The following is a 19,034-nucleotide window of genomic DNA, read 5'->3' as shown; positions in this document are numbered from 1 at the left end:
ACCGAACGACGGTCACCACACCCTAGCCGGACCGGCCCGTCCGGTGGCGAGCCCGGGGGCGGGGCGAGGCTAGACTCCCTGTTCGTGCAGGCAATGGGAATCGACATCGGTGGTACGAAGATCGCGGGTGGCGTCGTCACCGAACTCGGGGAGATCGTCGAGGAGCGTCGCGTGCCGACCCCGGCCGGCGACTCCGCCGCCATCGTGGACGCCGTGGTCGAGATGATCACCGCCCTCCGCGCCGCCCACCCCGGCGTCGTCGCCGCGGGCGTCGCCGCCCCCGGCTTCATCGACGCCTCGCAGTCGACCGTCTACTACACGCCGAACATCGCGTGGCGGAACGAGCCCCTGCGCGCCCGCCTGGCGGAGCGCATCGACCTCCCGATCACGATCGACAACGACGCGAACGCCGCGGGCTGGGCCGAGTTCCGGTTCGGCGCCGGGCGCCTCGCCAGCGACATGACCATGCTCACCATCGGCACCGGCGTCGGCGGGGCGGTCGTCGCCCAGGACCGCCTCATGCGCGGAGGCTTCGGCACGGGCGGCGAGCTCGGCCACATGCGCATCGTCCCCGACGGCCTGCCCTGCGGCTGCGGGGCCCGCGGCTGCATCGAGCAGTACGGCTCGGGCCGGGCACTCCTCCGCATGGCCGGCGAGGTCGCCGACCAGGGCGGCGTGGGCAGCGCCCTCGCCGAGGTCCGCACGCGCAAGGGCGAGCTCACCGGCCACGACGTGAGCGACCTGCTCACGGCGGGGGACCCGGGCGCCCTCGAGGCCCTCCGACAGCTCGGCACCTGGCTCGGCCAGGCCGCCGCGTCGCTGAGCGCCATCCTCGACCCCCAGGTCTTCGTCTTCGGCGGAGGCGTCGCGCAGGCCGGCGAGCTGCTGCTCGCCCCCGTCCGCGCTGCCTACCTCGAGCACCTGCCGGCGCGCGGCTACCACCCCGAGCCCGAGTTCGTCATCGCCGAGCTCGTCAACGACGCGGGCGTCGTCGGCGCCGCCGACCTCGCGCGGGTGCACGCCGCGAGCCGCTAGGCTCCGACCGCTCAGAGAAGAGAGGCTCCGCCCGATGCTGTACTGGTTCCTCAAGACGTTCGTGGCGAGCCCGCTCGTCCTCACCGTCTTCCGCCCGTGGGTGCGCGGCCTCGAGAACGTGCCCGCGACCGGTGCCGTCATCTTCGCGAGCAACCACCTGTCGTTCGTCGACTCGATCTTCCTCCCCCTGGCCCTCGAGCGCCGCATCTCCTTCCTCGCCAAGAGCGACTACTTCACGGGGCGCGGCGTCAAGGGCTGGGCCATGCGGCTGTTCTTCACCGCGACCGGCCAGCTCTCCATCGACCGCTCGGGGGGCAAGGCGTCGGAGGCGTCGCTCGCGACGGGCCTGGCGGTCCTGGCGCGGGGCGAGCAGCTGGGCATCTACCCCGAGGGCACGCGCAGCCCCGACGGCCGCCTCTACCGGGGCCGCACCGGCGTGGCCCGGATGATCCTCGAGGGGCACGTGCCGGTCGTGCCGGTCGCCATGATCGACACCGAGAAGGTGATGCAGACCGGCACGAAGATCCCGAAGATCCGCCGCGTCGGGGTCGTCTTCGGCGAGCCGCTCGACTTCAGCCGGTTCGAGGGCATGGAGGGCGACCGGTTCATCCTCCGGTCCATCACGGACGAGATCATGTACGAGCTGGCGGCCCTGAGCGGCCAGGAGTACGCCGACGTGTACGCCTCCTCGGTCAAGGAGAAGCGCGCGGCCCTTTCGCGATAAGCTCGCTCGTCGGAACCGACTGGCTCCGCCCCGCCGAGACGCAAGGACGACCGTGGTCCAGCCCCCTGAACCGTTCGCAGCCATCGCCGACGCCGACGTGCTCGAGGGCCTCGACCGCTGGCGCACCCTGCCGATCAAGCAGCAGCCCCGCTGGCCCGACGGCGCGGCCGTCGAGGCCGCCTCGGCCGAGCTCGCCACGCTGCCGCCCCTCGTCTTCGCCGGCGAGGTCGACACCCTCCGCGAGCGCCTCGCGGCGGCGGCGCAGGGGCGGGCGTTCCTGCTGCAGGGCGGCGACTGTGCCGAGACCTTCGCCGGGGCCACGGCCGACCAGATCCGAGACCGGGTCAAGACCATCCTCCAGATGGCGGTCGTGCTGACCTACGGCGCCTCGATGCCCGTCATCAAGATGGGCCGCATGGCCGGCCAGTTCGCCAAGCCCCGCTCGAGCGACGACGAGACCCGTGACGGCGTGACCCTGCCCGCGTACCGCGGAGACATCGTCAACGGCTACGACTTCACGCCCGAGTCCCGGCGTGCCGACCCCGCACGGCTCGTGAAGGGTTACCACACCTCCGCGTCGACCATCAACCTCATCCGGGCCTTCACGCAGGGCGGCTTCGCCGACCTCCGCCAGGTGCACAGCTGGAACAAGGGCTTCGCCCGGAACCCCGCCAACGCCCAGTACGAGAACCTCGCCCGTGAGATCGACAAGGCCATCCGCTTCATGGAGGCCGCCGGGGCCGACTTCGACGAGCTCAAGCGCGTCGAGTTCTACACCAGCCACGAGGGCCTGCTGATGGACTACGAGCGCCCCATGACGCGCATCGACAGCCGCACGGGCACGCCCTACGTCCTCTCGTCGCACTTCGTCTGGATCGGTGAGCGGACGCGCGACCTCGACGGTGCCCACGTCGACTTCCTCTCCCGGGTGCGCAACCCCATCGGCGTCAAGCTCGGCCCGAGCACGACCCCCGACGACATGCTGCGGCTGATCGACGTGCTCGACCCCGACCGCGAGCCCGGCCGCCTGACCTTCATCACGCGCATGGGCGCGGGCAAGATCCGCGACGCCCTGCCGCCCCTCCTCGAGGCCATCACGGCCGCCGACGCCACGCCGCTCTGGGTCAGCGACCCGATGCACGGCAACGGCCTCACGACGCCGACGGGCTACAAGACGCGTCGGTTCGAGGAGATCATGGACGAGGTCAAGGGCTTCTTCGAGTCGCACCGTGCCGCGGGCACCCACCCCGGCGGCATCCACATCGAGCTGACCGGCGACGACGTGACCGAGTGCCTCGGCGGGTCCGAGCACATCGACGAGGCCACTCTGGCGACGCGGTACGAGTCGCTCTGCGACCCGCGCCTCAACCACATGCAGTCGCTCGAGCTCGCGTTCCTCGTCGCGGAGGAGCTGGCGGCCGTCTGACCCGCGCCTCCCGCATCCCCCTGCGCCTGACGCCCCGTCCTCCTCGAGAGGGCGGGGCGTCAGGCGTCGGGGGTGAGCTACTCGACCCGGTAGCTCAGGGTGACGGTGGAGCCGCGAGAGGCGGTGCCGCCCGCGACGGGGTCCGTCGCGGTGACGGTGAGGCGCGCCTCCCAGTCGAAGAAGGCGCAGGTGAAGTTCGTGCACTTGTCGTAGGTCACGCGGAGGCCGAGGGCACGCAGGTCGGCCACGGCGTCGTCGATGGTCTTGCCCGTGACGTCCGGGACGGTGACCGGTGCCGGCCCCTTCGAGACGACGAGGTCGATCGAGGCGCCGGGGACGACGGCGCCCTCGCCCTGGGCCGCGCTGCGGATGACCGAGCCGGAGGCGACGGTGTCGCTGAACTCGGTGCCCGCCTCGACCCCGGTCAGCGACACGGCGGCGAGGGCCGCCTGGGCATCAGCCAGCGGCTGGCCGCTGACGTCCGGGACGGCGCCGGCGGAGACCGTGAGGGTCACCGGCTGCTGATCGCCGTACTGCGGGGCGGCGGCGAGATCGACGGGCGCGCCGGCGGCGTCCACGCCGCTGACGGCGAGCACGGTGCCCTCCGGGGCGGAGTCGTCGAACTGCCGGGCGGACTCCTGGACGGTGAACTGCCCGAGGGCGGAGCGGGCGTCGTCCTCGGACAGCCCGACGACCACGGGGAAGTCCAGCTGCTCGGGGCCCTGCGAGACGAGGAGCGTGACGGGGCGGTCCCGCGTGATGCGCGAGGCGGCCGACGGATCGGTCCCCGTGACCTGGCCCGCCGGGACGGTGGGGGAGAAGTCGGGCCGCTGGTCGCCCGCCACGGTGAGGCCCGCGGCCTCCAGGGCGCTCGTCGCCGTGGCCGGGTCCTGGCCGGCGACGTCCGGGACGGCGACCTGCGCGCCGGGTCCGGCGCTGAACCACCAGCCGGCGCCGCCGGCCAGCAGGGCGAGCACGACGACGAGGGAGAGCCACACGGCGCCCCGGCGACGACGACGGGCAGCCACCGCGGCGAGCTTGTCGACGTTGGCGGCCTGCGGGGGCGGGACGGGCCCTGTCCGGTGGCGCGCCCGAGGGCGGACGTGCGTCTCGCCCGTCGCCCCGTGGGGGAGGACGGACGTCGCCGAGGTCGGCGACGTCGCGGGGGCGGGCGGCAGCACCATCGTGCGCTGCGGGGGCCTCGCGCCCGCCGGGTCGGCCAACGCCCGCTGCACGTCGACGAGCTGCTCGAGCAGCGCGCGGGCGTCGCGGGGGCGGTGCTCGGGGTCACGGGCCGTGGCCCAGAGCACGAGCTCGTCGAGCTCCACCGGCACGCCCGGTGCGACGAGGCTCGGTGCGGGCACCGTGTCGTTGGCGTGCTGGTAGGCGATCTGCATCGGCTGCTCGCCCTTGTAGGGCTGCTCGCCGGTGAGCATCTCGTAGAGCATGATGCCGAGGGCGTAGATGTCGCTGCGGGTGTCGGCGATGCCGCGCGTGACCAGCTCGGGCGACAGGTACGCGATCGTCCCGAGCAGGGCCGCACCGGTGGCGGTGTTCGCGGTGGCGGCGCGAGCGAGCCCGAAGTCGCCGATCTTGATGCGGCCGTCGTCGGCCAGCAGCACGTTCTCGGGCTTGAGGTCGCGGTGCACGATGCCGGCGCGGTGCGCGGCGGCGAGGCCGGCCAGCACCGCCTCGAGGATGTCCATCGCCTGCTCGCTCGTGAGCACGGAGTGGTCCTGGAGCAGTTCGCGCAGCGTGATGCCCGGCAGGTACTCCATGACGAGGTACGCGCTGTCGTCGTCCTGCCCCTGGTCGAAGACGTTGACCACGTTGGGGTGGGCGAGCCGGGCGGCCGAGCGGGCCTCCTGGATGAAGCGCTCCTTGAAGGAGGCGTCGTCGGCGAGGTGGCCGTGCATGATCTTGATCGCGACGCGACGTTCGAGCCGCAGGTCGGTGGCGAGGTACACGGTGGCCATGCCGCCCCGGGCGATGCGTGAGCGGACCTGGTAACGATCGTCGATGAGACGGCCGATCATCGGGTCAGTCTGGTTCACGCTCACCCCGCAGATTCTACGGACTCGCCCGGCGCGGGCAGCGCGGACTCACCGGCGGGGCAGCAAGAACGCGCGCGTCGGCGGGGCTCAGCCCAGGGTCGCGAGCCAGGAGGCGGCGGGCCCCTCCCACTTGGCGTACGCGGTCGGGTGCGCCGAGAGCTGGACGGCCTGGGCCGCGGCGGTGAGCGACATGCCCGACCAGCCCTTCACGTCGAGGAGGCCCCGGGTCTTGCCGACGTTGGGGTTGGTGCGGCCGCCGAAGAAGAGCTTGGTCGCGTGGACGGGGTCGGTCAGCTGCGCGACCGTGCCCCACCCCGTGCTGGGTCGCTGCTGGTAGAGGCCCACCGAGTCGCGGTCGCCCCAGTCGATGTTCCGGAGGCTCGACTCCTGCGCCGCCGCGGCCAGGGCGACGACGATCGCGCGGTCGCCCACGCCCAGCTCCCGGCCGACGCGGATGATCGTGCGGGCGTTGCCCTGCTGCTCGGCGGTGAGGGCGGTGCCGACCGTGAGGGGCGTCGCCGACGTGGCGACGACGGTCGTCGCGGGCGCCGACCTCGTGCCGCTCGCCGTGCTGCTCGTGGAGGGGATCGTCAGCGTCGTCCCGGCGTAGATCGTGCTGGTGAAGCTGAGGCCGTTGGCGGCCAGTAGCGCCTTCGTGCTGACGCCCGTCCGGGCCGCGATCGACGCCACGGTGTCGCCCGACCGGATGATGTACGACGAGGAGCCCGTCGACGCGGCGGGCGGCGTCGAGGTGGTCGGCGCCGGCGTGCTGCGTGCGGGGGCGGCGGCACCGGGCAGGGCGAGCTGCTGGCCGGGGTAGATGATGCTCGACCAGGAGAGCCCGTTCGCCTGCAGGAGCGCGCTCGTGCTGACGCCGTGGGCTCCCGCGATGGAGCTGAGGGTGTCGCCGCGGGCGATCGTGTAGCGGGTCGGTGACGAGGAGGCGCGGGTGCTGCTCACGGGGACGCTGGGGGCCGCGACGGCGCCGGCCACCAGGCTCAGCGTCTGCCCGGGGAAGATGGTCGACTTCCAGCTCAGGCCGTTGAGCGCGAGGACGCTGGCCGTGCTGAGGCCGAACGAGCCCGCGATGCTGGCGACGGTGTCGCCGGACTTCACGGTGTAGCTCGACGGGGCGGTCGCGGCCGCGGTCTGGACCACCGCCTCCTGCGCTGCCTCGGCCACCGGGGGAGTCGTCGGCAGCGTGGGGCGGGGGGTCGCGTGAGGCTCCTTCACGGGGCGCGGCGCGTGGTCGACCGAGGCGACGGGGCCGGTGAGCCCGAGGGCCATCGAGCCCGCGAGCACGATCGGGACGGTGTTGAGCATCGAGCGGGCGACCCTGCTCATCGCCCGGCCGTCGTCGGGCACGAGCGCGGGCCGCGCGAAGGCCGTGCCCGCCGTGGTCGTGGCGGCGGCGGTCGTGCCGGTCGGGGCGTTGTCGTTCATGAGGTGATCCTCGGCTCGGGGAGTCCGACACGGCCGTGGCCTGGCCCCCGGCGACATGTCTCGATCGCACCAAGCTGACACAGAAGGAGAACCAAGTCAATCAGTGTGACGGGAGTGACGGATGTGACTCGGCGCGCACGACGTTCCCCTCCGCGGCTCGGCCGTGGCAAGGTTGTGACGTGACAGATCTCTCCCAGAAGCCCTGGTTCGCCGACGCCGAGTGGCTGACCGTCCCCGACCTCGTCGAGATGCTCGGCGTCAGCGTCAGCCGCGTGCACCGCCTCGTCGAGGAGCACGTGCTGCTCGCGACCAAGGTCGGCGGCGTCACGAAGGTCCCCGCGGTCTTCGTCGTCGACGGCGAGCCGATGCACGAGCTGCGCGGCACGGCGACCGTCCTCGCCGACAACGGCTTCACCGACGACGAGGCGATCGACTGGATGCTCTCTGTCGAGGAGTCGCTCGGCACCAGCCCGGTCGACGCGCTGCGCGCCGGCCGGAAGGCCGAGGTGCGGCGCGTCGCCCAGAGCCTGCTCTAGCGCGGCCGCGCCCGGCTCGCGGGCCCTCCCGGTCGGCGACGACGCTCAGTAGTCGCGGCGGGTGACCGTCTCCGCGAGACGTGCCAGCTGCGACCGGGCGGACGGCGCCAGGTCGGCGCGGTCGAGGGCCTGCAGGGCCCGCTCCACCTGGTCCGAGATGGATCGCTCCACGGCGTCGACCGCCCCGCTCTCGCGGAGCGTGGCCTGCAGCACCCCGATCTGGTCGTCGTCGAGGTCGGGGTCGCCGAGCAGCTCGTCGAGCAGCCGCACCGCCGACGACGGCAGCTCGCGCCGTGCGGTCGCCACCAGGACGGTGCGCTTGCCCTCGCGGAGGTCGTCCCCGGCGGGCTTCCCGGTGACGGCGGGGTCTCCGAACACGCCCAGCATGTCGTCCCGCAGCTGGTAGGCGATGCCGAGCGGCAGGCCGAAGGCGCGCAGGCCCGCGAGGGCCTCGTCGCTCCCGCCGGCCATGGCGGCGCCGATCGTGAGGGGCGCCTCCACGCTGTACTTGGCCGACTTGTAGACGATGACGCGCTGGGCGCGCGGCAGGAGCTCCGCGTCGGGCACGCTCCGCCACGCGCCCTCCTCGAGGATGTCCAGGTACTGGCCGACCGTCACCTCCGTCCGCATCCGGTTGAACTCGCGGCGAGCCGAGCGTGCAGCGTCGCGGGAGGCGAGGGAGTCGAGGGCGGCGCTCACCTGCTCGTCGCTCCAGGCGAGCAGCAGGTCGCCCATCAGCAGGGCGCCGGAGGTGCCGAACGCCCCGGGCGACCCGAGCCACGCGCCGTCGCGGTGCAGGGCCTCGAACCGGCGGTGCGCCGCGGGCAGCCCGCGCCGGGTGTCGGAGTTGTCCATGATGTCGTCGTGGACGAGGGCGGCGGCGTGGAAGAACTCCAGGCCGACGGAGGCGGCCATCACGGCGTCGAGGGAGCGCTCGTCGACACTGCGGGCGAGCGGGTCGAAGCCCACGTCGAGCCCGGCGACCGACTGCCACCCCCAGTAGCAGAACAGCGCGCGGAACCGCTTGCCGCCCCGGAGCAGATCGCTCGAGAAGAGGGCGAACGGGTCGAGGTCCGGAGCGATGCTCCGGAGCGCAGGACGCTGCCCCTCGAGGAACGCGTCGATGCGCTCTTGGACGACGTCCACTAACCGCGTACTCTCAGCCACGCGCCTAGCCTAGCCACAGGGGCCAGGCATACACTCGCACGTACCGATCGCGCCGATCCCGAGGCCGAGGGGCCTGTGTTCGAAGGGAACAACACCATGCCGCTTTCCGAGCAGGAGCAGCGCCTCCTCGAAGAGATGGAGCGGAGCCTCTACAGCAACGACTCCGACTTCGTGGCGACGGTCGGCGGCCGCGGCCGTCCCAACTACACGATGGTCGTCGTGGGCGTCCTCGCAGCTCTGGTCGGCATCGCCGTCATCGTCACCGGCGTCATCCTCCGCACCCCGCCGATCGGGCCGCTCGTCGGCGTCCTGGGCTTCGTCATCCTCGTCGCCGGCGCGCTGTTCGCGATCGCACCTCCTCGCCGCAGGGGCGCGCCCGCCCCGGCCCCCACGACCTCGGCTCGTCCGTCGGCGGCTCGCCCGCAGCGCGGCGGTGGCAGCAGCATGATGGACCGCTTCTCTGACCGCTGGGACCGTCGACAGGACGGCGACCGGCGGTAACGCCCCACCCGCGTACGCGGCGCACCACGACCTCAGGGGTCGGCCTCCGGGCCGGCCCCTTCGTCGTGTCCGGGGCGTCGTCGCGAGCGTCGCCTCCGGCCACGGGTCTCCACGTCGCGTCCACCCCGCCTCCACTTCGCTCCACCGACGCCTGCGGCGGGCGCACCCGCGGCCGCTCGAGGGCTCCCGGCCCGCCGCCGCGCCCAGGGCACGCCCGATGTCCTCCACTCTCGTGACCCCCGAACTGGAGCGGATCGAAGGGGGTGACCCGCGCCTCCGGGGCCGTTTCTCGTTGCTGAGTGGTGCGATGTGGAGTAAAGTGGAGGCACGTGCCACCGGGTGCGGGGGCGAAGGGGGAGAGGGCATGTTCCTCGGCACCTATTCGCCCAAGCTCGACGAGAAGGGCCGCATCATCCTCCCCGCGAAGTTCCGTGACGAGCTGGCCTCCGGCCTCGTCATGACCCGGGGCCAGGAGCGTTGCGTCTACGTCTTCAGCCAGGCCGAGTTCGAGAGCATGCACGACCGCATCCGACAGGCACCGATCACGAGCAAGGAGGGCCGCGACTACATGCGCCTCTTCCTCTCCGGTGCCAGCGACGAAGTCCCCGACAAGCAGGGCCGCGTCACCGTCCCCGCGCAGCTGCGCGACTACGCCGGCCTCGGCCGTGAGCTCACCGTGATCGGCGCGGGCAACCGTGCCGAGATCTGGGCCACCGAGGCGTGGGACGCCTACTACGAGGCCCAGGAGGCCGCGTTCGCCAACACCACGGAGGAGGTGATCCCCGGCCTCTTCTAGTTCCTCGAGCCTGACTCCCAGCCGTCCGCCCTGGCGCACCTTCCCCGGTGCCAGGTCGTGAGGGATGGGGATCAGGCCCCGGGAGCCCGAGACCGTCGTCGCCATGGCAGAACAGATCCACACCCCCGTCCTCCTCGAGCGCACCCTCGAGCTCCTCGCCCCCGCCCTGTCGCGCCCCGGCGCCGTCGTCGTCGACGCGACCCTCGGCATGGGCGGGCACAGCGAGGCGATGCTGCAGAGGTTCCCCGAGCTGACCGTCGTCGGCCTCGACCGCGACACCGAGGCGCTGGCCATCGCGGGGGAGCGGCTCGCCGGCTTCGGCGGGCGGGCGCGCCTCGTCCACACCCGCTACGACGGGGTGGCCGACGCCCTCGACGGCCTCGGCTACGACACCGTCGACGCCGTCCTCTTCGACCTCGGCGTCTCGTCCCTCCAGCTCGACCGGGTCGAGCGCGGCTTCTCCTACTCCAAGGACGCCCCGCTCGACATGCGCATGGACCCGACCGCCCCGGTGACGGCCGAGCGGATCCTCGCGGAGTACCCCGAGTCCGAGCTGCGGCGCATCTTCTACCAGTACGGAGAAGAGAAGCTGGCCCCGCGCTACGCCCGCCGCATCGTCGAGCAGCGCCTCGAGGCGCCGCTCGTCCGCAGCGGCCAGCTGGTCGACCTCCTCATCGCGGCGACGCCCATGGCCCTGCAGCGGGCCGGTCACCCGGCCAAGCGCGTGTTCCAGGCGCTGCGCATCGAGGTCAACGGCGAGCTGGCCTCGCTCGAGGCCGCGGTGCCGGCGGCCCTCGACCGCCTGGCCGAGGCCGGGCGCATCGTCGTCCTCGCGTACCAGTCGCTCGAGGACCGCTTCGTCAAGCGCGAGCTCGCGGCCCGGACGACGTCGACGGCCCCCCAGGGGCTGCCCGTCGAGCTGCCCGAGCACCGCCCCGAGTTCAAGCTCCTCGTGCGGGGTGCCGAGCTGGCCACCGACGCCGAGATCGACGAGAACCCCCGAGCACGACCCGTGCGGCTCCGCGCCGCAGAACGAATCCGGAGAGCAGCATGAGCACCGCGGCCGTCAGCCCGATCCCGCAGCCCGCCCGCGCCCCCCGCCGGGCTCCGGTCGAGATCGTCACCACCCGGGCGCAGCGCCGGGCCCGCCCGCGCATCGCCTACGCGCTCGTGGCCACGGCGGCGCTCTTCGTCCTGCTGCTCGGTCAGCTCGCCATCAGCATCGCCCTGAGCGACGGCGCCTACACGATCTCCGACCTGCAGGCCGAGAAGTCCGAGCTGACCCGCGACCAGCAGAAGTACTCCGAGCAGCTCGACGTGCTGTCGTCGCCGCAGAACGTGGCGAACAACGCCGAGCGCCTCGGCATGGTGCGCAACTCGAACCCGGTCTACCTCGACCCGACGACCGGTGCGGTGCACGGCGTCCCCGCCCCCGCCGACGGCGCGGCGGACGGCACCGACAACCTCATCCCGAACACGCTGCTCGACGGCGTCCCGCTCGTCACCCAGCCGCCGGCGGGTGCCCCCGCCGAGGCCGCCGACGGCGCCGCCGCCGGTTCGTCGACGGCCGACCTGGCCGACGCCACGGGCGCCGCAGCGGCTCCCGCCGCCGACTCCGCCGCGCCGGGCGCGGCGGGCGCGCAGAACGCCGATGCGTCGGTAGCCTCGGCCCCGAACCAGCTGGCGGCTCCCGAGACCCGCTAGCGGCGCGCCCGCGAGGGCGTGCCGGACGACGACAGCGGTGGGTGCACGACGGCCCGTCCGCGGTGAGGAACCTCTCGTGAACCCTGCTCCCCGCACCGGCGGCCGTCGCGGCCGACCGCACAGCGAGCTCCGCAGCCGCCGACTCCGCGCGACCCTGGCGATGGCCGTGGTGATCGCGCTGGTCGGCGTCTTCGTGGTCCGGCTGGCCGACATCCAGATCGTCCAGGCCTCCGAGCTGAACGCCCAGTCGCTGAACAAGCGCGAGATCCGTCAGGTCACCTACGGCGACCGGGGCGACATCGTCTCCTCCGACGGCACCGTCCTCGCGGGCAGCGTCACCCGCTACAACATCACGGCCGCGCCGGCCTTCGCCGAGGACGTCACGGTCACGGAGACCGCGGCCGACGGGACGACCTCCAAGCAGCCCCTCACCGTCGAGCAGGTGCTGGCGCGCGTCGCCGACATCACCGGCGGCGACGAGGCCGCGATGCAGAAGAGCATCTCCGACGACCCCGAGGCGAACTTCGCCTACCTGGTGAAGGGCGTCGACGTCGACGCCTTCCGCGCGGTCCGTGACCTGAAGAACAGCGGCGTCTCGTGGCTCTACTACGAGCGCCAGTCGGCCCGCTCGTACCCGAACGGCTCCGTCGCCGGCAACCTCACCGGCTTCATCGGCACGGACGGCCCCCAGGCGGGGCTCGAGCTGAGCGCCGACCAGTGCCTGGCCGGCACCGACGGCCTCCAGACCTACGAGCGCGGCGCGGACGGCGTGCAGCTGCCCGGCAGCACGGTGACCACGCAGGAGGCGGCCCCCGGCGGCACCCTGGCGCTCACCATCGACTCCGACCTCCAGTACATGGCGCAGCAGGCCGTCGCCGAGCAGGCCCAGGCGATCGGCGCGGAGTCGGCCACGGCGGTCGTCCAGGAGGTCAAGACGGGCAAGCTGCTCGCCGTGGCCGACTGGCCCGCGGTCGACCCCAACGACGTGAACCTCACGAAGGACGTCGCGGACCTCGGCTCGAAGGCGTTCACGTCGTCCTACGAGCCCGGCTCCACCTTCAAGGCGATGACGGCCGCGATGCTCCTCGACTCCGGCAAGGCCGCTCCCACCAGCCGGGTGACCGTCCCCTACTCGCGCACCTTCCCGTGGGGCGGCGAGATCCACGACGCGACCTTCCACCCCACCGAGCAGCTGACCCTCACGGGCGTGCTCCGCGACTCCTCGAACGTCGGCATCTCGCTGCTCGGCCAGAACCTGTCGGCGGAGCAGCGCCGTGACTACATGGTGAAGTTCGGCCTGAACGAGCCCACCGCCGTGGGCTTCCTCGGCGAGCCGACCTCGGGCGTCCGACCCGCCTCCGACTGGGACCAGCAGACGAGCATCAACACGATGTTCGGCCAGGGCGTCCAGACGACGGCCGTGCACGTCGCGGGCATCTTCCAGACCCTGGGCAACCACGGCCTGCGCCTCCCCACCTCCCTCGTCGAGGGCTGCACCGCTCCCGACGGCACCGTGACGATGGCCCCGAGCACCGAGGGCGTCCAGGCGGTCTCTCCCGCCGCGGCCGACTCGACCGTGAACATGATCGAGAAGGTCGTCAGCGACGGCGACCTCAAGGACGTCCTCACCATCCCCGGCTACCGCGTCGGCGCCAAGACCGGCACCGCCGAGGTCGCGAAGTCCGACGGCACGGGGTACGGCTCCGACCGCATCGTCTCGGTCGCCGGCCTCGCCCCCGCGGAGGACCCGCAGTACGTCGTCGTCGTGACGTTCACCAAGCCCAGTACCATCAAGACGTCGGCTGCTGCGGCTCCGACCTTCAACAAGATCATGTCCCAGGTCCTCGAGATGTACCGCGTCCCTCCGTCGACGGAGCCCGCACCGGTCATCCCCCAGACCTGGTGAGAGAAGAGGATTCTTTGAACGCCCGGATCCCCCCGGTCCTCCGACCGGAACATCCGTCCGCGAGGTCGCTCGGCCAGCTGGTCAGCGAGTTCGGACTCGAGCACGACGGCTCCCTCGACGGCGTCGAGGTGACCGGCGTGACGCTGAGCACCGGCGACCTGCACCCGGGCGACCTCTACGTCGGCGTGCCCGGCGAGCACCGGCACGGCGCCGAGTTCGCCGCCCAGGCCCGCGACGGCGGCGCCGTCGCCCTGATGACCGACCGCCGCGGCCTCGAGATCGCGCGCGACGTCGGGCTCCCGGTCGTGCTCGTCGACTCGCCGCGTGCGGCCCTCGGCGACGTCTCCGCCTGGATCTACCGCACGGGCGAGGGCACCGACTCGCCCCTCCTCTTCGCCGTCACCGGCACCAACGGCAAGACCAGCACCTCCTACCTCCTCGAGGGCGTCCTCCGTCAGCTCGGCCTCGTGACGGGGCTGAGCAGCACCGCCGAGCGCCACATCGGCGACCTCACGGTCGTCAGCCGTCTCACGACCCCCGAGGCGAGCGAGATGCACGCCCTGCTGGCCCGCATGCGCGAGAGCGAGGTCCGCGCCGTCGCCGTCGAGGTCAGCGCCCAGGCGCTCAGCCGCAACCGGGTCGACGGTCTCGTCTTCGACGTGGCCGCGTTCACGAACCTCAGCCACGACCACCTCGACGACTACGCCGACATGGAGGAGTACTTCCAGGCGAAGCTGCCGCTCTTCCAGCCCGACCGTTCGCGCCGCGCGGTCATCTCGCTCGACTCCCCGTGGGGGCAGCGCGTCGTCGACAGCGCGCGCGTGCCGCTGACCACGATCACGATCCTCCCCGAGGTCGAGGCCGACTGGCGCGTCGAGATCCTCGACGAGCAGGCCGCGTGGACGGAGTTCCGCCTCACCGGCCCCGAGTCCCGCGAGCTCGTCACCCGGGTGCCGCTGATCGGCTGGCACATGGTCGCCAACGCGGCCCTCGCGCTCGTCATGCTGGTCGAGGCCGGCTTCGAGCTCGGTGCCATCGAGCAGGCCCTCGCGGCCGACGACGGCATCGTGGCGTACCTGCCCGGCCGCACCGAGCGCGTCTCCGGCGACCGGGGCCCCAGCGTCTACGTCGACTTCGGGCACAGCCCCGACGCGTTCCTCACCACGCTCGCGGCGGTGCGCCGGTTCACCCCCGGCAAGGTCATCATGCTGTTCGGCGCCGACGGCGACCGTGACAAGACCAAGCGGGCCGAGATGGCGCGCGTGGCGGCGGCGGGCTCCGACGTCCTCGTCGTCACCGACCACCACCCCCGCTTCGAGGACCCGCAGGCGATCCGCACGACGCTCGTCGAGGCCGCCCGGGCCGCCTTCCCGGAGCACGAGATCCACGAGGTCAGCCCGCCCGAGGCCGCGATCCGCACCGCCGTCGGCCTGGCCGACGAGGGCGACTCGATCCTCTGGGCCGGGCCCGGCCACCAGGACTACCGCGACATCCGGGGCGAGCGCACGCCGTACTCGGCGCGCGACGAGGCGCGAGCGGCGCTGCGAGAGGCCGGGTGGGCCGAGTGATCGCCCTCACCGTCGCCGAGGTCGTCGAGATCACGGGCGGCTCCCTCGCCCCCGGGCAGGAGTCGCGGGCCGAGCAGGTCGTGTCAGGCTCGGTCGAGACCGACTCCCGTCTGGTCCAGCCCGGCTCGGTCTTCGTCGCCCTGCGCGGCGAGGTCACCGACGGCCGCCTGTTCGTCGAGTCCGCCGTCGAGCGCGGCGCCGCCCTCGTCGTCGCCGAGGCTGCCGTCGACGTGGACGTGCCCGTCGTCGTGGTCGACGACGGCGTCACGGCGCTCTCCCGCCTGGCCGCCGCGGTCGTCGAGCGGGTCCGCCGCCGCGGCGCCCTGCGCGTCGTCGGCGTGACGGGCTCGAACGGCAAGACGAGCACGAAGAACATGCTCCGCGCCGTCCTCGGCGACGTCGCCGCGACGATCGCTCCCCAGGGCTCGTTCAACAACCACGTCGGTGCGCCGATCTCGATGCTCCGCATCGACGACGACACCGAGTACCTCGTCGTCGAGATGGGGGCCTCCGGCCCCGGCGAGATCGCCCGCCTCGTCGAGATCGCCCGCCCCGACACCGGCGTCGTGCTCAAGGTCGGCCTCGCCCACGCCGGCGGCTTCGGCGGCATCGAGGGCACCCGCGCCGCGAAGTCCGAGATGGTGACCGACCTCCCCGAGACCGGGACGGCCATCCTCAACGCCGACGACGACCGCGTCGCCGGGATGGCGTCCGTCACGGCCGCGCGCGTGGTGACCTTCGGGCTCTCCTCGTCGGCGCACTACCGTGCCTCCGACGTCGACGTGACGGCCGAGGGCACCTCCTTCACCTTCGCCCACGGCGACCTGACCCGACGGGTGTCGCTGCGCATCCTCGGCGAGCACCACGTCATGAACGCCCTCGCCGCCCTCGCGGTCGCGGGGGAGTGGGGCCTCGACCTCGACCGCGCCGCGACGGTGCTCGAGGGCGTCGCCCGCGCCGAGCGCTGGCGGATGGAGGTGCTCGACGGCGGCGACGGCGTCACCGTCGTCAACGACGCGTACAACGCGAGTCCCGACTCCGTGGCCGCCGCGCTCAAGACCCTCGTCCAGATCGTTCCCGAGGGCGGCCGCTCGATCGCCGTCCTCGGCGAGATGGCCGAGCTCGGCGACGCCGCGCGCGAGGAGCACGACCGTGTCGGTCGCCTCGTCGTGCGGCTCAACGTCAGCCAGCTCGTGGTGGTCGGCCACGCCGCCCGCCACATCTCGACCGCGGCCGGGCTCGAGGGCTCGTGGGACGGCGAGTCCGTCCTCGTCGACGACGTCGACGCCGCCTACGAGCTGCTCCGCGAGCAGCTGCGCCCGGGCGACGTCGTGCTCGTCAAGTCGTCGAAGTCGGCGGGCCTGCGCTTCCTCGGCGACCGCCTCGCGGGGGTGACCGAGTGATCGCGCTGCTGATCGCCGGCGGGTTCTCGCTGGTCTTCACCCTGCTCATGACGCCGCTGTTCATCCGGCTCTTCCACCGCCTCGGCTGGGGCCAGTTCATCCGCGACGACGGCCCGCAGTCGCACCACACCAAGCGCGGCACGGCGACCATGGGCGGCATCGTCCTCATCCTCGGCACCGTCATCGGCTACTTCCTGGGCCACCTGGTGGCGCGCGACGAGCTCACGCTCAGCGGGCTGCTGGTGCTGTTCATGATGGTGGGGCTCGGCACGGTCGGGTTCCTCGACGACTTCCTCAAGGTCCGCAACCAGCGGAGCCTCGGGCTCGGCGGCTGGGCGAAGATCGCCGGCCAGGTCGTGGTCGGGGCCGTCTTCGCCGTCCTCGCGCTGTCGTTCCCCAACGCGAACGGCCTGACCCCCGCCTCCACCGCGATCTCCGGCATCCGCGACATCTCGTGGCTCGACTTCATGGTGTTCGGCAGCGTGATCGGCGGAGGGCTCTTCCTCATCTGGGTCGTGCTCATCACCGTGAGCACCTCGAACGGCGTCAACGTGGCCGACGGCCTCGACGGCCTCGCGACGGGGTCGTCCATCCTCGCCATCGCGTCGTACATCTTCATCGGCTTCTGGCAGTTCAACCAGTCGTGCTTCAGCACGCGCCTCGACGAGACCACGCGGTCGGCCTGCTACACGGTGGCCAACCCGCTCGACCTCGCGGTCGTGGCGGCCGCGATCTGCGGCGGTCTCATCGGGTTCCTGTGGTGGAACACCTCGCCCGCGCAGATCTTCCTCGGCGACACCGGCTCGCTCGGCCTCGGCGGCGCGCTGGCCGCCCTCGCCATCCTCAGCCGCACCGAGCTGCTCCTCGTCCTGATCGGCGGCCTCTTCCTCGTCGTCACGGGCTCGGTGATCCTGCAACGCGCCTACTTCAAGATCACCAAGGGCAAACGGATCTTCCTGATGAGCCCCCTGCACCACCACTTCGAGCTCAAGGGGTGGGCCGAGGTCACGGTGGTCGTGCGGTTCTGGATCATCGCGGGCCTGTTCGTCGCGGCCGGCGTCGGCGTGTTCTACCTCGAGTGGATCTCGCGCACCTCGTGAGCGACGCGACCCTCGACCCCGCCCTGGCCGCGCGCCTCGACGGCCTGAGCAGCTGGCACGCCGACTGGCGGGGCCTCCGCGTGCTCGTCCTCGGCCTCGGCGTGACCGGCTTCTCCGTGGCCGACACGCTCGCCGAGCTCGGCGCGCGCGTCGTCGTCCTGGCCCCGACCGTCGACGACGACCGGGCCGAGCTGCTGTCGCTCATCGGCGCTGAGCTGGTGCTCGACCCCGCGATGGAGGAGCCGCCGGCCGCCGTCGTCGAGCTCGCCCCGGAGCTCGTGGTCATCTCGCCCGGCTTCGCCCCGCACCACCCCCTCGCGCGCTGGGCGGCCTCCAGCGGCGCGGCCGTCTGGGGCGACGTCGAGCTCGCCTGGCGCCTGCGCGACAAGACGGGGCGCGTGGCCGACTGGCTGCTCGTCACCGGCACGAACGGCAAGACGACGACGACGCAGCTCGCCACCGCGATGGCGACCCAGGGCGGTCGCCGGGCCGCCGCGTGCGGCAACATCGGCGTGCCGGTGCTCGACGCCGTCCGCGACCCCGACGGGTTCGACGTCCTCGTCGTCGAGCTGTCGAGCCACCAGCTGCACCAGCTGCCGACCGCCGGCCCGGGCGCCCTCCGGCCCCGCGCCTCCGTCTGCCTCAACCTCGAGGACGACCACCTCGAGTGGCACGGGAGCGCCCGCGCCTACCGCGACGCCAAGGCCAAGGTGTACGAGAACACGGTCGTGGCCTGCGTCTACAACAAGGCCGACGACGCCACGCTGCGCATGGTCGAGGAGGCCGACGTCGAGGAGGGCTGCCGCGCGGTGGGCTTCGGGCTCTCCGCGCCGGGCCCGAGCGACTTCGGGGTCGTCGCGGGCGACGACGACGCCGGCGTCCTCGTCGACCGGGCGTTCCTCGACGACCGGCGTCACCGGGCCCTCGAGCTCGCGACCACGACCGAGCTCGACGCGGTCGGCCTCGGCGCCGACCACCTCGTCGCCGACGTCCTCGCCGCCGCCGCCCTCGTGCGGGCCGTCGACGTCGACCCCGCGGCCGTCCGCGAGGCCGTGCTTGGCTTCCGCGTCGACCACCACCGCACGGAGCTCGTCGCCGAGGCCGGGGGCGTCCGCTTCGTCGACGACTCCAAGGCCACCAACCCGCACGCGGCCCGGGCCTCGCTGACGTCGGCGCCCGCGGTCGTCTGGGTCGTCGGCGGCACCTTCAAGGGAGTCGACCCGGCCCCGCTCGTCGCCGACGTCGCCGACCGCCTCCGTGCCGTCGTCGTGATCGGCGTCGAGCGCGAGGTCGTGCTCGAGGCTCTCCGGCGACACGCGCCGGACGTCCCCGTGTTCGAGGTCGACGAGGCCGACACTGAGCGGGTGATGCCGACGGCGGTCCGCCTCGCGGCGGAGGCCTCGCTCCCGGGCGACACGGTGCTGCTGGCACCGGCCGCGGCGTCCTTCGACCAGTTCACCGACTACACGGCACGCGGCCGAGCCTGGGCCGCCGCCGTCCACGAGCACCTGAGGGGTGACGCCGATGGCCGACCTGCCGTCCAGCCTCCCGCGCCGGCGACCGACTGACGCGTCGCGTCCCCGCGCGGCGACGCCGCGCACCCGGTCCGCCGCCCCGTCGGCCCCCGCCGCAGCCCCGCCGTCCGCCCGCCCCCCGGGTGCGCGCGGGGCC

Annotated in this window: 16 protein-coding genes; 13 read left to right on the top strand and 3 right to left on the bottom strand. The window is 73.0% G+C overall.

Going from position 1 to position 19,034, the window contains the following annotated elements; translation table 11 throughout:
* The first annotated feature begins 84 nt into the window (after positions 1-84).
* Genes F1C15_RS02570 through F1C15_RS02560 form a run of 3 tightly spaced genes read left to right on the top strand, consistent with a single transcriptional unit; the run spans position 85 to position 3,185 of the window.
* On the top strand, positions 85-1,035 hold the full coding sequence (locus F1C15_RS02570; protein ID WP_185232769.1) for an ROK family glucokinase: 951 nt from the start codon (positions 85-87) through the stop codon (positions 1,033-1,035).
* Positions 1,036-1,069: 34 nt separating this feature from the next.
* Positions 1,070-1,759 (top strand): 1-acyl-sn-glycerol-3-phosphate acyltransferase, encoded by a 690-nt coding sequence (locus F1C15_RS02565; protein ID WP_056055110.1) that lies wholly within the window; start codon positions 1,070-1,072, stop codon positions 1,757-1,759.
* A 52-nt stretch (positions 1,760-1,811) separates the two neighbouring features.
* Entirely contained in the window at positions 1,812-3,185 is a 1,374-nt protein-coding gene (locus F1C15_RS02560; RefSeq protein ID WP_056055107.1) for a class II 3-deoxy-7-phosphoheptulonate synthase, read from the top strand.
* Between the two features lie 77 nt (positions 3,186-3,262).
* Here F1C15_RS02560 and pknB read toward each other — a convergent pair whose 3' ends face one another.
* On the bottom strand, positions 3,263-5,221 hold the full coding sequence (gene pknB / locus F1C15_RS02555; protein ID WP_370543624.1) for a Stk1 family PASTA domain-containing Ser/Thr kinase: 1,959 nt from the start codon (positions 5,219-5,221) through the stop codon (positions 3,263-3,265).
* 105 nt (positions 5,222-5,326) lie between these two features.
* A complete protein-coding gene (locus F1C15_RS02550) occupies positions 5,327-6,682 on the bottom strand; it encodes a LysM peptidoglycan-binding domain-containing protein (RefSeq protein ID WP_185232765.1) in 1,356 nt (451 codons plus the stop codon).
* 248 nt (positions 6,683-6,930) lie between these two features.
* Here F1C15_RS02550 and F1C15_RS02545 point away from each other — a divergent pair, with 248 nt between their 5' ends.
* Positions 6,931-7,218 (top strand): Rv2175c family DNA-binding protein, encoded by a 288-nt coding sequence (locus tag F1C15_RS02545; RefSeq protein ID WP_056055957.1) that lies wholly within the window; start codon positions 6,931-6,933, stop codon positions 7,216-7,218.
* A 45-nt stretch (positions 7,219-7,263) separates the two neighbouring features.
* Here the strand turns inward: F1C15_RS02545 and F1C15_RS02540 are convergent, their stop codons facing one another.
* Positions 7,264-8,385 (bottom strand): polyprenyl synthetase family protein, encoded by a 1,122-nt coding sequence (locus F1C15_RS02540; protein ID WP_056055101.1) that lies wholly within the window; start codon positions 8,383-8,385, stop codon positions 7,264-7,266.
* 96 nt (positions 8,386-8,481) lie between these two features.
* Here F1C15_RS02540 and F1C15_RS02535 point away from each other — a divergent pair, with 96 nt between their 5' ends.
* From F1C15_RS02535 to murD, 9 genes are all read left to right on the top strand, one after another.
* Positions 8,482-8,886, top strand: a complete 405-nt coding sequence (locus F1C15_RS02535; protein ID WP_185232763.1) for a DUF3040 domain-containing protein — start codon at positions 8,482-8,484, stop codon at positions 8,884-8,886.
* A gap of 364 nt (positions 8,887-9,250) precedes the next feature.
* Complete coding sequence (mraZ, locus tag F1C15_RS02530) at positions 9,251-9,682, top strand: division/cell wall cluster transcriptional repressor MraZ (RefSeq protein ID WP_056055098.1); 432 nt, start codon at positions 9,251-9,253, stop codon at positions 9,680-9,682.
* Positions 9,683-9,785: 103 nt separating this feature from the next.
* Complete coding sequence (gene rsmH / locus F1C15_RS02525; protein WP_082514472.1) at positions 9,786-10,736, top strand: 16S rRNA (cytosine(1402)-N(4))-methyltransferase RsmH; 951 nt, start codon at positions 9,786-9,788, stop codon at positions 10,734-10,736.
* The gene (locus F1C15_RS02520) at positions 10,733-11,386 is read left to right on the top strand and encodes a hypothetical protein (protein ID WP_185232761.1); all 654 of its coding nucleotides are present in this window, start codon (positions 10,733-10,735) and stop codon (positions 11,384-11,386) included. Before rsmH ends, F1C15_RS02520 begins: the two co-directional genes overlap by 4 nt.
* A gap of 76 nt (positions 11,387-11,462) precedes the next feature.
* The gene (locus F1C15_RS02515) at positions 11,463-13,292 is read left to right on the top strand and encodes a penicillin-binding protein 2 (protein WP_235491182.1); all 1,830 of its coding nucleotides are present in this window, start codon (positions 11,463-11,465) and stop codon (positions 13,290-13,292) included.
* Between the two features lie 14 nt (positions 13,293-13,306).
* A complete protein-coding gene (locus F1C15_RS02510; protein ID WP_056055090.1) occupies positions 13,307-14,860 on the top strand; it encodes a Mur ligase family protein in 1,554 nt (517 codons plus the stop codon).
* Complete coding sequence (murF, locus tag F1C15_RS02505) at positions 14,857-16,263, top strand: UDP-N-acetylmuramoyl-tripeptide--D-alanyl-D-alanine ligase (RefSeq protein ID WP_185232759.1); 1,407 nt, start codon at positions 14,857-14,859, stop codon at positions 16,261-16,263. The genes F1C15_RS02510 and murF overlap by 4 nt, the downstream gene beginning before the upstream one ends.
* Positions 16,260-17,363: a phospho-N-acetylmuramoyl-pentapeptide-transferase gene (gene mraY / locus F1C15_RS02500; protein ID WP_056055088.1), complete on the top strand. Its 1,104-nt coding sequence runs from the start codon at positions 16,260-16,262 to the stop codon at positions 17,361-17,363. Before murF ends, mraY begins: the two co-directional genes overlap by 4 nt.
* On the top strand, positions 17,360-18,931 hold the full coding sequence (gene murD, locus F1C15_RS02495) for a UDP-N-acetylmuramoyl-L-alanine--D-glutamate ligase (RefSeq protein ID WP_185232757.1): 1,572 nt from the start codon (positions 17,360-17,362) through the stop codon (positions 18,929-18,931). The genes mraY and murD overlap by 4 nt, the downstream gene beginning before the upstream one ends.
* The last annotated feature ends 103 nt before the right edge of the window (positions 18,932-19,034 follow it).

Origin of the sequence: Frigoribacterium sp. NBH87, assembly GCF_014217665.1 — a bacterium.
GTDB classification, from domain to species: Bacteria; Actinomycetota; Actinomycetes; order Actinomycetales; family Microbacteriaceae; genus Frigoribacterium; species Frigoribacterium endophyticum.
Note: the sequence above shows the minus strand (reverse complement) of the source record. Positions and strands in the feature narration are given on the sequence as shown.